This is a genomic window from Lactiplantibacillus xiangfangensis (assembly GCF_001438845.1).
Classification (GTDB): domain Bacteria; phylum Bacillota; class Bacilli; order Lactobacillales; family Lactobacillaceae; genus Lactiplantibacillus; species Lactiplantibacillus xiangfangensis.
Genome location: NZ_JQCL01000098.1, coordinates 40,617 through 55,120 on the forward strand (window position 1 = coordinate 40,617; position 14,504 = coordinate 55,120).

Genomic DNA, 14,504 nt, shown 5'->3' on the forward strand with positions numbered 1-14,504 from the left:
CTGGGGCGGCCGGGTAGTCGTTGTCAATAAGGTAAGCTTGACCGGGATAATCATTTTTTTGATTTATTGAAGAGATGACACTGGCATTGAAAACGACGTTCTAGTATAATTATCCTATAGGGGAACAAGCGTTCTGAAAGGGTGATTGAATTGGCGACGAATCGAATTTATATGGCTATCGACTTAAAATCATTTTATGCATCGTATGAATGCGTTGCGCATCATTTAGATCCGCTGAACGCTAACTTGGTGGTGGCGGATACGTCGCGAACGGATAAGACGATTTGTTTGGCAGTTTCGCCAGCCCTAAAAGCGTTTGGGGTGCCGGGACGGCCACGTTTATTTGAGGTTGAACAGAAGGTACGCCAATTAAACCGTGAGCGGGCAAAGCAATCATCCTACCAGCACGTCATGCGGTATAAGTCGATTTACCGACAGAAATTACTAAAGGTGCCGGGACTAGGAATTGACTACCGGATCGTCCCGCCGCGGATGCATGAATACATGCAAAAGAGTGCAGAAATTTACGGCATCTATTTACGGTTTATTAAGCCAGAAAACATTCATGTTTATTCAATTGATGAGGTGCTCATGGACGTGACGGAATACGTTCAGCAACACCATGTTTCAGCACACGCATTAGCTAAGATGATGATCCATGAAGTTCAAGCTTCAACGGGAATTACGGCTACGGCCGGAATTGGGAGCAACTTATACTTAGCCAAAGTGGCGATGGATATCGTGGCCAAGAAAATTCCAGCCGATAAAGATGGTGTACGCATCGCGCAAATGAACGAGATGCAGTACCGCAAATTTCTGTGGGGTCACCGACCGCTGACTGATTTTTGGCGGGTGGGCCGAGGCTACGCAAAACGGTTAGAAAAATTAGGCCTGATGACGATGGGAGATGTTGCACGGTGTTCTTTAGGGACGCTTTCGGATGCGATGAATGAAGAAGTCCTGTACCGGGAGTTCGGTAAAAATGCGGAGTTATTGATTGACCATGCTTGGGGTTATGAATCAGCAACCTTGGCAGATATCAAGCAGTATCATGCAAGTGAACACGGTATCTATGCGGGGCAAGTTTTGATGAAGCCGTATCCCTATGAACAGGGGCGCCAAGTTTTGCGTGGAATGGTTGATTCGGTGGCGTTAGATTTGGTCAAAAAACGGGTCGTAACTGATCAAATTGGGCTGCGGATTGATTATGATGTTCAAAGCTTGCAGGAAGCACGGTATCAAGGTGCCGTGACGACTGATTTTTATGGCCGTGAAGTGCCCAAGCCGGTCCACGTTAACGTGCATCTAAAGGTGGCCACCTCGTCACCAAGGGAACTGCAAGCTGCGTATCGCGCCTTGTATCAACAAGCCGTGGGCCGACAGTTACTTATTCGCCGGGTGACGGTCGTGGCAAACCACTTAGTCGATGAGCGGCAAGCGGCACAAGTCCCACATTATGAGCAGACGAGTTTATTTGAAAACTTGCAGCAAACCGTCCATCGAGACCGGCAGGCACAACGGCGGCGGGAACGGGACCGCAAGTTACAAGAAACCATCTTACAATTGCAAAAAACATCGGGTAATAAAAACGTTGTCCTGCGGTTAGCAGACTTAACGGCGGGGGCAACGACGATTGAACGGAATGCACAGATTGGAGGCCACCGGGCGTAATGAGTGAACCAAAAGCTAAAATTGAAGCGGGACTATTCAATGATACGTCCATGTATCAGGATATCATGACTCGGCCACACCCTAATTCTAAGGCACATCTACGAATGAACCGTGGTGATCGGGCAGCTCAGTTTGCGCCATTTGGAGCCTTAACGGGTTATCAAGAATTAATTGATGAAAAGGCACAGCTATACGCGCACAAGCAGTACCCCGATGCAACACAGGTTACTTTAGTCACTAACGAGCTACGACAACTGCAACGGCAATCACGGCCGGTGGTGACCCTCAATTACTTTAATGATGACGCGGGCTTTTATCAGTCAACGACCGCCACACTACTGCAAGTCGATTGGAATCAGGGCGTCGTTCGGTTACAAGACCACGATGTCATTGCAATCGCCAATGTTCGGCGCATCGAAGACGTGAATACAAAAAAGGATCAGAAATGAAAGATTTCTGATCCTTTTTATCTATGTGTTAGGTTAGAATTTTCTGATTAGTACCAGTTGTGACGTAACCAGAAGCGTTTAGCGTTAGTCCATGAACCATAACGACCCGCAACGTACTTGTTAGCAGCCTTTTCTTGGTTGACTGGTGAGTAGTTGCCGTGTAAGTAAGCTGTCAATAATTGGTAACGACCATAACAACGACCGTTACGAGCGGTGTAGCTGTAACGGGATTCGTGGTAGGCAATCCAATTTTTAGCAGAACGTTGTGCTTTAGAGAGCTTAGCGTTAATCTTGGCAATTTGTTGGCTTTGTGTCAACTTTTTCTTCTTTTTAGCCTTTTTAGCGGCTTTCTTTAGTGCAGCCTTTTGGGCCTTCTTAGCAGCTGCTTTTTGTGCTTTTTTGGCCGCTTTCTTAGCGGCTGCTTTAGCCTTTTTAGCGGCTTTCTTTAATGCAGCTTTTTGTGCTTTTTTGGCCGCTTTCTTAGCCTTTTTAGCAGCTTTCTTTAATGCAGCCTTCTTAGCGGATTTTTTGCTAACTTTCTTAGCTTTTTTAGTTGTCTTCTTTTTAGAGACGGCTTTTTTAACAACTTTTTTAGTGGCTACTTCAGGAGCCGCCTTTTTGGTGACCTTAGCCGTTTTAGTGGTATTACTTGCAACTACGGATGAAGCCTCAGCTTCGGTAGTGGTTGCGGCTTGGACAGCCACGTTAGCAGTTAATCCTAAACCACAACTAATGACTAATAAACTAATGATCGATTTTATCTTAGATTTTTTGTTTTTTTGCATGTATGTAAACTTCCCCGTTCGTCGAAATTCTTAACCCTATTGAATAGGATACTTTAAGAATGTTGCAGTTGTGTTACTAAGCGATTACTAGGCAGTTAAAAAAGCGTCACAGTGGCTAAAAGTTAGTCAAAGTGCGGGATGAATGCAAAAAACTGATTTGAGCACTAACGGGTGATTACGGATTGGTCTACGAAAGATCATCTTACTATCGATTGACTATCTTAAGTTTTAAACGATACTAGCAGTGTAATTCAAAGCAAAACGCTCAAACAACATAAGTATCCCAAATAATAGGACTTAGCGGTTGTGAATTTTCAAAAATGGTCTAAACTCTAAGTCATTCATGTGAGAACTTCTCACACGAAATCCAATTGAGAGGGTTTTGTTATGCGAATTGAAGAGGATTGTATTGGTAAACTGCCAGTTGAAGATAATGCATTATACGGTATTCATACAGTACGCGCGGTTCATAACTTTCCAGTTACGAAAGAACGCATGGACCCGCTACTGATTCATAATTTAATTCAGATCAAAAAAGCGGCTGCGGCCGTGAACTTCAAAGCGGGTACGCTGACTGCTGATAAACAGCGTGCGATTATTGCCGCTTGTGACCAATTGTTACTGGGGCGGCACGCAGATAGCTTCATTGTACCGGCAATTCAAGGTGGCGCTGGCACTTCTGCCAACATGAATGTGAATGAAGTGATTGCCAACCTAGCCCATCAACTTGACCCGGACGTTATGGTGCATCCTAACGATGACGTGAACCAATCACAATCAACTAATGATACTTTTCCGACGGCGGGTAAGATGGCGTTATGCGCGCAGCTACCCGGATTGCTAGGCGCAATTGAACAGTTGTCCCAGGCCTTGTTGATTAAGTCTAAACGGTATCAAGATGCGATTAAAGTTGGCCGGACGCAGTTGGAAGATGCCGTTCCAACGACGTATGGGCGGACATTCCATGCCTACTATCAACTTTTTAACCGGGATTTAGCACGCGTCAAATCAGCGGGCGAACACTTACGAGTTGTCAACTTAGGTGGTACTGCGATTGGGACGGGAATCAACGCGACCAAGTATTACCAAACACATATTATTGATGCCTTGAACGCAAACGTTCACTTGGCATTACAATCAGCACCTGATTTGGTTGACGCCACACAAAATTGTGACGGCTTTGTTGAATTTTCGGGTGCCATGAAGATTTTAGCCGCTGATCTTTCTAAATTCAGCAATGATTTACGGTTGCTCGGCAGTGGGCCTCAATCGGGGCTTGGAGAACTCAATTTGCCGGCGAAGCAAGCGGGATCATCAATCATGCCCGATAAAGTTAACCCGGTCATTCCGGAAGTGGTCAACCAAGTTGCGTTTGAAGTCATGGGCAATGACGTTACTGTAACGATGGCTGCTGAGGCTGGGCAACTTGAGTTAAATGCGTTCGAACCGATTATGCTGCGGGCGCTGTTGGAGAGCGAACGGCATTTGCAACGTGCCATGCAGACGCTCGTTGAGAACTGTGTACGTGACGTGAGTGTCAACCGGAAACGGTGTGCTGACCAAGTCGCGCACTCAACAATTACGGCGACCGTTTTATCCCCATACCTCGGTTATGAAGTCACGACTGGATTGATTAAAGAAGCCTTGGCGACTCATAGTTCGGTACCGGCACTATTACGCGAGCGGCACCTGCTAGTACCAGCCTTAATTGATCAACTGTTCTCACCTGCCGGCTTGACGCAACCTAGAGATACTAGCATTAGTATGACCAAACAGGCTTAACACCTTAACTGAATCGATTAATATCAACGTTCGTCAGTAATCTGGCGGACGTTTTTTGCTTTGATAATGCCCCGGTGATCTCGTCGTGCCGTGATTAACCCAGTTGTGACGAGCCAGGCTTGAATTGTTATGGCACCGGCAAATTGAAACCCATCAGCTTGCATTTGCTTGGATAATTGTTTGCTGACCGCGGTCTGGCGGGGAAGGTCACGAAGGTGTTCAACGGATAAGACGAGTTGTTGATAGTGGATTTGGTGCCATAGGTACTGATCAAATGAGCCGTATTGCCGAATTAACCGCCGAATAACGTTAGCATTGTGAATCACGGCGCCAATTTTGCGGGCGTTACGGATAATTGTAGGGTTCCGTAGTAGCTCGGCAATGGTCAGTGGGGTCATCTGCGCGACTTGGTTAATGTTCCAGTGGGCAAAGGCGGCGTCAAAGGACTGTCGCTTGTTGAGGACGACTTGCCAGTTCAAACCAGCTGCAAAGCCAACGAGACTCAGTAGTTCAAAGAGGTGGGCGTCGTTATGAATCGGAATGCCCCACTCATTTTCAAAGTAATAACGGTAATCGGGATTGTCAGGGTAATAACGGTTAAATAGTGGATCGTCATCGAACCAATCAGTAATCACGGGATGGCCTCAGCTTTCTAAATTGACGGGAATATCTTAAGCGACACTTATAAGTACGCTAAATAGCACAATTTTCGGTCAAAAAAAGAGACTGGGGTAAAAATAAAATACCCATTCAGAAATTCCTGAATGGGTATTTTCTATCATGATGGTCGTAACGTGCGCCAAAAGGTAACTTGTTTCGCTTAACCCAGAATCAGCGACCATTCCAAGCCCAGGAATAATCCCTGATTCCACGTTAATGCTCACGAGCCAACCGTCTCTTGTCTCAGGCTAAGTTGTGACGTTAAGGCTTTTTTGCTTTGAGAGGTGCCGGGCGACGACTAATGAAATCAGTAGGAGGGTCAAGCAAACAATGAACCCCGCTTCGATACCTAAGTAACCGGCGCCGGACCAATGTTGATTGACGTTTGCGACGACGGCAACGATGAGCGCGGTCCCGAATGAAGCGGCGACCTGACGAATCGTGTTGAAGGTGGCAACACCGTCGGGCACCATGTTATAGGGGAGTAAGCCTAGCGCATGGGTCTGTAACGGAATTAGCATTGTGACTAAGCCGAGTTGGCGAACCGTTTGGAAAATTGCGAGTACGATTGGGGTACTGTTCGTTCCAATCAAGGCTTGCAAAAGCGTCCCCGTGCAATCGATGGCTAGTCCGGTAAAGACCAAGATGCGGACGTTCAAGCGGTCGTACAGTCGACCGCTGAGTCGTGAGAGGGTCCCGGTTAAAATGGCGCCGGGAAGAATCACGAGGCCCGAGACTAGTGCGCTCCGGTGTTGAATCGTTTGGATCAGCAGTGGTAACAGAATTGCGTTACCGTACATGGTGGCCGTAATGAGCGTATTAATGGTCGTGGCAACAACGAACTGTTGGTGGTTGAAAACGTGTAAGTTGATCAGTGGTTGGGCTTGGCGGCGTTGCGATAAGTAGAATAACACTACAAAGACTAACCCTAATACGATCAAACCACTGACGCGCCATGACAAAAAGTTGGCTGAAGAGATACTCGAGAGGCCCATTAGCAGTGACCATAAGCCAATACTGATTAGAATGAATCCGCGGGTGTCAAAAGTAGGCAGTTCGTTGTGCGCAATGTTAGGTAAGATGGCAATTGAGGCAATTAACGTGATGATGATAAATGGAATGATCACGATAAATAAGTAGCGCCATGATAAGTAATCTAGGATAACACCCGAGACGGTCGGCCCAATGATGGGTGAAAAGTTAAAGGCTAAGCCAATAATACCCATAATAGCCCCTTTTTTGTCGGGCTGCGCATAGCGAATGGCCAATACGTTGACTAGCGGCATCATCATACCGGCGCCAACCGCCTGGACCATTCGTGCGATGATTACGACGAAAAATTGTGTTCCAATGGCACCAAGTGCGGTACCTAATAAGAAAATAGTAGTTGCCAGAATAAAGAGGTGGCGGAATGAAAAACGGCGGATCAGGTAGGCACTCACGGGAATCATGAGCGCGTTGACTAGCATATAGCCGTTGGTGATCCACTGAACTTGTGCTTCGGTGACGTTAAAAACGGTCATTAATTGTGGTAAGGCGGTATTCATTGACGTGGAACAGAGAATACCGAAAAAGGTTCCAAACACCATCACAATAAGTGACCGCGCGATCCGTGGATTGGTCAATGGTGTTCATCCTTTCAAATTGAGATTCATAAAAATACACTTCTTTTAGCCTAGCATCACGGGACGAATTGTCAATGTAATGGAGGGTCAACCATGCGAAAAGCACACCGTAAAACCGATTCCGATTCTACAGTATGCTTTATTTTTGCGTTTGAATTGAGTTTAGTGGTGCTTAACGACCTGAAGTTGGTCGAGCATCCCGTAAACTTTTTTAGCCGCGTGGTCGGCGCGAAGCTGTTTCAAAATATGGGCCTCGCTAACCGTTGCGGTCTGATCAGCTTCGAAGGTGTGTACCCCGAAGCTATCGTAGGTTACAGTGTGGTCCGCGTTGAGGGTAAACCAGTTTGGTTCTAACTGTTTGGCTTCCTCACGGATATTCTGATCCGGCCAAACGAGGTATTTCGTTTTAGCATGACCAGGATAGATTTCCACCTGCCAGCCCTTCTTAAAGTCGGAAACTTCTTGCTAACGCTGAATCTTGAGGTGCTTGACGGCGTAGTAAATAATTCCCGCGTACTTCAATTCAGGCTGCTTTTTCCAAGTACGGTGGGTTAACGGTGGTACCGATGGTTGAGGCTTCTTCTTGGCAACGGGTGCGGTAGCCGGCTTAGGCGCTGATTGTGAGTTTTGTTGACTTACAATCAGCAGGGTGCCAGCCAGCAGTAAGATAACGAGTAACCCGCCGCCTAACCAATAACGCTTTTTCATGGGAAGCCTACAGGCCGAACGCCTTAGAATAGTGGACCGTACCGTGAACGCCGTCAAGCCCGTTTGGCGCCAGTGATTTGATCATGTAAGCATCGTCTGGCACGTCAAAGCCGGCTTGAATGTCGAATTGGCTAGCAGGACGGTAACCGAACTTGCTGTAATAGTCTGGCCATCCAAGAATGCTGACGTAGGTTGCGCCAGAGATGCGAGCCCGTTGTTCTAACTTTTGCATCAAGCGGCGACCAATGCCTTCTTTTTGATGGGCTGGGGCGACGGCTAATGGGGCCAGTGCCAGGCCGGTCGTTGTCTTGGTGCCGTCACTGATGGTGATGGGACTGAGTACGCCAAGGCCGACGGGTTGTTGTTGACGGTCAAAAGCAACGACTTCTAAGTAAGCCTGGTAGGCCGGATCTTCGCGCAAGGCGTGGATCAATTCGACTTCACCGTCGTAGCCGTGGTCGGTCTGGGTAAAAGCATCTTTAACTAGTTGATCAACAGCGTCATAGTCGGCTGGTTGAATCGTTTTAATTTGCATGTTGAAACTCCTTTATTCAATCGATTAAATTTTTAGGTTAGACGTAATTTGAAAATGATAGCGCTTAAAATTCAATTATGGACGTTTTTTCTGGGATTGTCTAGTCAGCACTGCAAATGATTGGTTCCCATCATCTGAAATAGCATGGTAGCAGGGCCTAAGCTCATTTTGGTTATTGAATATTGTAGTGATGGTTGGCTATGGAAATGCTCGCCTATATTGTAAATCGTAAAAATTACTATTTACAAGTGGTGAATGACTTGCTATGATTTAAAACGATTCGGAGGATTTTTTGATGTTTAAGGGAAAAGTAATGGGGGTAGTCGTGCTCAGCTTACTAGTGGGTGGGTTGACGTTAAGCGGTTGCCGGCAAGAGACTAAGTCAGCAACTGGAAAGATTAAAGTGGTCACAACCACTAATTTTTATGGCGAAATGGCGCGGGCGGTAGGTGGTAACCGGGTGAAGGTGCAATCAATCATCAACCAGCCATCGGTCGATCCCCATGATTATGAGCCGACGCCCGACGTGGCTAAAGCGGTAGCCAATGCGGATATCGCGGTTGCTAACGGTATCGGTTATGATGGTTGGATGAATAAACTCGTCAAGGCGGCACCGGCGACCCAGTTAATCAGGGTGGGTGAAGACGTGATGCATGAGAAGGCTGGGGCTAACGAGCACTTGTGGTATAACGTCAAAGCAATGCCGGCAGCGGCTAATTACTTAGCACAACGGTTGGCAAAAAAGGACCCGCAGCATCGAAAAACCTATCAACAGAATGCAAAAAAGTACGTTGCCTCGCTGCAGTCGGTAACGCAAGAAGCTAAGCAATTACGGCGTCAAGTTAAGCAATTGCCTAATCGACGGATCCTAGTTAGTGAGCCAGTCTTTGATAACGCTCTGACGGCACTGGGACTGCGTGTGACGAACGTTAACTTTGAGAATGCGATTGAGAAGGGCACGGACCCGTCACCAAAAGTTATCCGGCAGATGCAGATGGATTTGAAACACCGGCGAGTCGTGCTGTTTGTAAACAATAAACAGGTCTCAACGAAAACTGTGTCTAATATGGTTCAGTTGGCACAGCAAAATCGGATTCCAGTATTAAAGGTTACTGAAACGATGCCGGCTAAAATGACTTATCAACAGTGGATGCTAACGCAATACCGGGCATTAAGCCGATTGTTGCCAGACAAGTAAGATTATACTGATAATGTTGATTGTTTTAGAAGACACAAAAAAACGCCTGGAATTTTCCAGACGTTTTTTTAATGCTAATCTTAAAGTGCCCAGGCTTGCATGCCTTGTGCGTTGTAAAGTGCAACGGCTGCGTTGACTTGTGCTTCAACGGAACCACCTGAGATGTGCATGTTTTGGAACAAGCCGTAAGCACCACTCGTGCTGTTAACGACGTTTGGTTGCCAGTTAGATTCACGCGTAATGATCGTGTTCCAAGTTGAAGCGGAAACGCCAGTCCGTGATTCCATTTGGCCTAAAACGTAGCTTTGAAGATTGCTGCCAGTGTAGCTGGATGCGTTACTAGTGGTTGATGAAGTCTTGGCACTAGTCTTAGCAGCAGTATTGTTGGTCGTTGTCGTTGCTACAGTGGCAGTGTTAGTCGTTGACTTCGTACCAATCGTTAATTTTTGGCCAGGTAAGATGAAATGACCTTTAATGTTATTAGTTGATTCAATCTTGTTCATTGAAGTGTTGAATTTTTGGGAGATTGCCCAAACAGAGTCGCCTGATTTAACCGTGTAAGTTGAGTCGGCATTTGCGGTTAAGACACCGGCAAATAATAAGCTAACGGCTGCGGCTGAAGTAGTTAAGATAGTAGTTACGATTTTTTTCAAAATATACACACTCCTATGATTTGTGAACGTCGATTAGTGTCAAATTTATATACGTTGTCTCTCTTTGCTCTCGCTTAACAACAGAACCCAGTCTAACCCCGGCGTGTTACTTGGAAGTATCGCGAATTTTAAGAACGCAATGCAAAGATTACAGGAATGGTGGTTGCTGTAATCTTTGTAATGGTTTTGACATCTTCCAAAAAGTGGATAAATCCGTTACCAAAGCCCGTATAACTGGGGAAATTGTCATTATTCGCTTGGACCTTAAATGAAGTTTGTTACGGAAAATGGGTACTTTGTTATCTGCGATTTATTGCTAAAATCATGGATTTTTATCGAAAAAAGCATTGTTTTCGGCTAATTTTATTGTTTTAAACTAAAAATTTGGATTTATATCGGCTAAAAAAGGGGTAATAATGGCGAGGTGATTTTTAAAATGGACGGCTTTTAGCGTTGATCAACTCATAATATGGAAGAAAAAAGACAAAGTTAAGTGCAACGAAGTTACTTGAGCCTAAGGATGGTACGGTTTAGGAGTGATTAGGCAACGGGTTAATAACTGTAGCCATCAAGATAAGTTAAGCTCATTAAAAATAAAAACATATACTTTTGTATAAATTAGGGTTGTTTTTTGTTGGGATATCCGTTATTATTTTCTTTGAGGAAAACGTTTTCTAAATGAAGCTTAGGAGGAATAACGGGTGAATATGAAAGAGAAGCGACAAATGCCCAAAGGTTTTTTCTGGGGCAACTCAGTTTCAAGTATGCAAACTGAAGGTGCCTACAACCTGGATGGCAAGGGTCAGTCCGTTTACGATGTGCGTCCGGCAACGGATAAGACGTCTGATTGGCACGACGCCATTGACGAGTACCACCGTTACGAAGAAGATCTGGATATTATGAAGGATCTCAACATGAATATGTACCGGATCCAAATCTCTTGGTCACGGGTCGTTCCGGATGGTGATGGTGACTTTAACGAAGCGGGAATTGCTTTTTACGACCGGCTAGTCGATGCCATGCTAGCACGGGGGATTACCCCGATGATCTGCCTGTACCATTTCGACATGCCGTTAGCATTGGCTCAAAAAGAAAATGGGTTTATGTCACGCCACGTCGTTGATGCGTTTGTCCGCTTCGGGGAAAAGATGATTGAACACTTTGCCGACCGGGTGAAGTACTGGATTACCTTTAATGAACATAACCTTTACTTTACTGATGAAGTTTTCAACATTTCAGGTTACGAACGTGGTGATAAAAGTGTTAACGATATGTACCGGATTTTTCACCACACCGTTTTAGCGCACGCGCGCTTAGACGATTTTGTTCACAGTCATTATGAGAATGTTCAAATTGGCGGGATGTTAGCTTATACGCCGGTTTATCCGGAAACGGCTAACCCAATCGATGTGATGGTGGCCCGTAAGAGCGACGAGTTCTTGAATAATAACTTGAACGACGCCTATGTCTACGGCCATTATTCACCAGAAGTATTGCATTACGTTGAAGAAACCGGGATTGATTATGACTTACAGCCTGGCGATATGGCGATCATCGCAAAAATGAAAGCGGATTTTTTAGCCTTTAGTTATTATCGGTCAGCGGTCGTTAATGGGGACAAGGTTCCCGCCGACGCCGTGCCAAATCGTTATTTCAATTATACCTTTGAGGCAAACCGCTTCTTAGATGCCAGTCCGTGGGGATGGACGATTGATCCACTGGGTTTTCGGAACCTCATCACGAAGTTATATGACCAGTATCAGATTCCCGTTTTCCCAATTGAAAATGGGATTGGCCTCCGTGAAACTTGGGATGGACAACACATGATTAAAGATGATCAACGGATCAAGTATCACCGTGACCATATCAAAGCGATGAAAGACGCCATCTTGATTGACGGTGCCCAGGTCTTAGGTTACTTAGGTTGGGGATTAATTGATATTCCAAGTTCACACGCTGATATTGAGAAACGTTACGGGGTCGTTTATGTCAATCGGAGTAATCATGATTTGAAAGATTTAAAGCGGGTTCCTAAGAAGTCGTACTACTGGCTACAAGGGATCCTTGCAAAAAATGGAGATGAATTGTAATGGAAAATAGCGGTAGTAATAGCGCCTTTAGCAAGTTTGTCAATGACAAGATCATGCCACCGGTAATGAAGTTTGTGAATACCAAAGCTGTTAAGGCCATGCAAGATGGGATGATTTATTCATTGCCATTTATCATTATTGGGTCGATCTTCCTGATCTTATCGAACATTCCAATTCCAGCGGTAGCGGCCGCTGTTCAGAGTTCTGGTTGGGCCGCTTTCTTTAGCCAAGCTTACAATGCTAGTTTCGGTTTGTTATCAATTTGGGCGGTTGTCGGGATTGCCTACGTCTACGTCCGCAATGAAGGTTACGAAGCGTTGCCAGCTGGTTTGACGGCGTTATCATCATTCTTCTTGATTCAATTGATGCAAATTGATAACCCAGTTAAAACGGCGATGGTCAATGGAACGACTGGTGCGACGGCTAAAGCCGTTGCAGCCAGCGTCAACCACTTACCCGCAGCTGTTAAAACGTTAGTCACTTCGCCCGTTAACGGCGTCTTTAACTTAACTTGGTTAGGCGGCCAAGGGATGATTGCCGCTTTGATCGTTGGGTTATTAGTTGGTTGGTCATATTCCGCAATGATTCGTAAAGGTTGGAAGATCACCTTGCCAGAACAAGTGCCAGCCAGTGTTGCTAAACAATTTACAGCCATGATTCCAGCCGGTGTGATCTTATTCGTTTCCATGTTCATCTACGCTGGTTTCAAGATCTTCATGAATACTGACTTCTTACAATGGGTCTACGAATTACTCGAATTACCAATGCAAGGCTTATCAGATTCACTCTTGGGTGCGGTTGTCATTGGCTTTGCCGTTTCATTCTTCTGGTTCTTCGGGGTCCACGGTGGTTTGATTGTTGGAACCATCGCCGGAGTCTTCTTGATGCCTAATACGGCGGCAAACGCGGCGTTGTCACACGCTGGTCGTTTAACGTTAGCCAACGGTGCTCACATTGTTACTAATGAATTCTATAACAACTTTATTAACTTGACCGGGTCAGGGATTACGATTGGGCTGGTGCTCTTTACCTTGTTCTTTGCGAAATCCAAGCAGTTTAAGACCTTAGGTAAAATCGAATTAGTTCCTGCTATTTTCAATATTAACGAACCATTCCTGTTCGGGTTGCCATTAGTAATGAACCCATTCTTGGCCATTCCTTTCTTCTTAACCCCCGTGGTCGTTGCCATTTCGACTTACACGGTGATTGCGACTGGAATTGTGCCACCGCTAAATGGGGTGGCTGCGCCATGGACGACACCAGCAATTATTTCTGGTTTCTTCATTGGTGGTTGGAAGATGGCCTTGTGGCAAGCCTGCACGTTAGCCATTTCAACGGCAATCTACTTCCCATTTGCTAAGAAGTACGATGCCATGTTATACAAACAAGAAGAAGCTAAGTTGGCTGCAGAAGCTGCTGCCGGCAACGCTGAAGCTGAAAAGATCTAATTTAGAGGAGGAAGCAATCATTAACTAAAACATAGAAAAATGTAGAACTATGTAGAAAAGCATACCAAGCTCCCCACAGAGAGTAAATATAGAGGTGGCGGGCTTGGCAATGATTAAATCTAGTGATCCGCCATCACAGTTCAATCACTGTAAAAAGTGAAAGTGCGCGATGCGTCTTGTCCAACTAAGTCAGTCTTGTTTATATTAAAGAAATCATTCTCGATGATCAAATCACTGACATCAATAGTGGCCTAAATTATAATGAGAAGTGAAAAGACAACACTAATTTGGGTGGTGATGATGCTGATGATTCGAACACAAAAAGTAAGACTTTATCCCAATCGTCATATGAAAAAGGTGCTCGATAGCCTTTGTGATTATCGGCGATACTGCTGGAATGAGGGACTGGCTACTTGGAATGACATGTATGATTTATATACACTTGATTCCAATAGTCCCCGTCCTAGTACTTACTCAGTTCGAAATGAATTAGTTGCGAATAAAGCTGACTGGCAGTATATACTGTCAGCACGTACCTTACAATTAGCAGTTGCTGATTTAGGCAATGCTTGGCAAAACTTCTTTGATAAATCGCAACCTGATTGGGGTAAACCAACGTTCAAGTCAAAAAGATCTGCTCGGCAAGGATTTAAAACTGACCGGGCAAAAATTGTCGCTGGTAAGCTTAGGCTGGATAAACCACATGGCGTTAAGGATTGGTATGACATCAGGATTAGTAAGCACGTTGATTTATCAGGTGCGCTGAAAGTGGTTAGTATTTACCGTGAAAATGGAAAATACTGGGCCAGCCTTCCCTTTGAAGTTGAACTTGATGTTAAGCCAAAAACTGGTGATAATTCAGCCGTTGACGTGAACGTTGGTCATTTGAATTACACGGCT

14 protein-coding genes are annotated in these 14,504 nt (G+C 45.3%); 7 read left to right on the forward strand and 7 right to left on the reverse strand.

Annotated features, from left to right (window positions below; all coding sequences use genetic code 11):
* Nucleotides 1-171 precede the first annotated feature (171 nt).
* Both IV64_RS12255 and IV64_RS12260 read left to right on the forward strand, forming a co-directional pair.
* Nucleotides 172-1,671: a Y-family DNA polymerase gene (locus IV64_RS12255; protein ID WP_057707569.1), complete on the forward strand. Its 1,500-nt coding sequence runs from the start codon at nt 172-174 to the stop codon at nt 1,669-1,671.
* The gene (locus tag IV64_RS12260; protein WP_057707514.1) at nt 1,671-2,120 is read left to right on the forward strand and encodes a hypothetical protein; all 450 of its coding nucleotides are present in this window, start codon (nt 1,671-1,673) and stop codon (nt 2,118-2,120) included. Before IV64_RS12255 ends, IV64_RS12260 begins: the two co-directional genes overlap by 1 nt.
* Nucleotides 2,121-2,167: 47 nt before the next feature.
* Here IV64_RS12260 and IV64_RS14520 read toward each other — a convergent pair whose 3' ends face one another.
* Entirely contained in the window at nt 2,168-2,905 is a 738-nt protein-coding gene (locus tag IV64_RS14520; RefSeq protein WP_162261264.1) for an aggregation-promoting factor C-terminal-like domain-containing protein, read from the reverse strand.
* A gap of 387 nt (nt 2,906-3,292) precedes the next feature.
* On the opposite strand from IV64_RS14520, the gene IV64_RS12270 reads away from it, so the two are divergent.
* A complete protein-coding gene (locus IV64_RS12270; protein WP_057707515.1) occupies nt 3,293-4,687 on the forward strand; it encodes an aspartate ammonia-lyase in 1,395 nt (464 codons plus the stop codon).
* A 23-nt stretch (nt 4,688-4,710) separates the two neighbouring features.
* On the opposite strand, the gene IV64_RS12275 is transcribed toward IV64_RS12270, so the two are convergent.
* From IV64_RS12275 to IV64_RS12295, 5 genes are all read right to left on the reverse strand, one after another.
* Nucleotides 4,711-5,322, reverse strand: coding sequence for a DNA-3-methyladenine glycosylase I (locus IV64_RS12275; RefSeq protein ID WP_057707516.1), 612 nt, complete (start codon nt 5,320-5,322; stop codon nt 4,711-4,713).
* 273 nt (nt 5,323-5,595) lie between these two features.
* Nucleotides 5,596-6,972: a DHA2 family efflux MFS transporter permease subunit gene (locus tag IV64_RS12280; protein ID WP_057707517.1), complete on the reverse strand. Its 1,377-nt coding sequence runs from the start codon at nt 6,970-6,972 to the stop codon at nt 5,596-5,598.
* Between the two features lie 162 nt (nt 6,973-7,134).
* Nucleotides 7,135-7,404: a hypothetical protein gene (locus IV64_RS12285; protein WP_057707518.1), complete on the reverse strand. Its 270-nt coding sequence runs from the start codon at nt 7,402-7,404 to the stop codon at nt 7,135-7,137.
* Nucleotides 7,405-7,437: 33 nt separating this feature from the next.
* A complete protein-coding gene (locus tag IV64_RS12290) occupies nt 7,438-7,680 on the reverse strand; it encodes a hypothetical protein (RefSeq protein ID WP_057707519.1) in 243 nt (80 codons plus the stop codon).
* A 7-nt stretch (nt 7,681-7,687) separates the two neighbouring features.
* Nucleotides 7,688-8,215, reverse strand: coding sequence for a GNAT family N-acetyltransferase (locus IV64_RS12295; RefSeq protein ID WP_057707520.1), 528 nt, complete (start codon nt 8,213-8,215; stop codon nt 7,688-7,690).
* 295 nt (nt 8,216-8,510) lie between these two features.
* On the opposite strand from IV64_RS12295, the gene IV64_RS12300 reads away from it, so the two are divergent.
* Nucleotides 8,511-9,413: a metal ABC transporter solute-binding protein gene (locus IV64_RS12300; protein WP_057707521.1), complete on the forward strand. Its 903-nt coding sequence runs from the start codon at nt 8,511-8,513 to the stop codon at nt 9,411-9,413.
* Nucleotides 9,414-9,493: 80 nt separating this feature from the next.
* Here the strand turns inward: IV64_RS12300 and IV64_RS12305 are convergent, their stop codons facing one another.
* Nucleotides 9,494-10,066, reverse strand: a complete 573-nt coding sequence (locus IV64_RS12305) for a LysM peptidoglycan-binding domain-containing protein (RefSeq protein WP_083491664.1) — start codon at nt 10,064-10,066, stop codon at nt 9,494-9,496.
* Between the two features lie 707 nt (nt 10,067-10,773).
* Between IV64_RS12305 and IV64_RS12310 the strand changes: the two genes are divergently transcribed.
* The 3 genes from IV64_RS12310 to IV64_RS14715 form a co-directional block, all read left to right on the forward strand.
* Complete coding sequence (locus IV64_RS12310) at nt 10,774-12,156, forward strand: glycoside hydrolase family 1 protein (protein ID WP_057707570.1); 1,383 nt, start codon at nt 10,774-10,776, stop codon at nt 12,154-12,156.
* The gene (locus IV64_RS12315) at nt 12,156-13,604 is read left to right on the forward strand and encodes a PTS sugar transporter subunit IIC (protein ID WP_057707523.1); all 1,449 of its coding nucleotides are present in this window, start codon (nt 12,156-12,158) and stop codon (nt 13,602-13,604) included. The genes IV64_RS12310 and IV64_RS12315 overlap by 1 nt, the downstream gene beginning before the upstream one ends.
* 306 nt (nt 13,605-13,910) lie before the next feature.
* A partial coding sequence (locus IV64_RS14715; RefSeq protein WP_338033760.1) for an RNA-guided endonuclease InsQ/TnpB family protein occupies nt 13,911-14,504 on the forward strand: 594 nt, incomplete at its 3' end.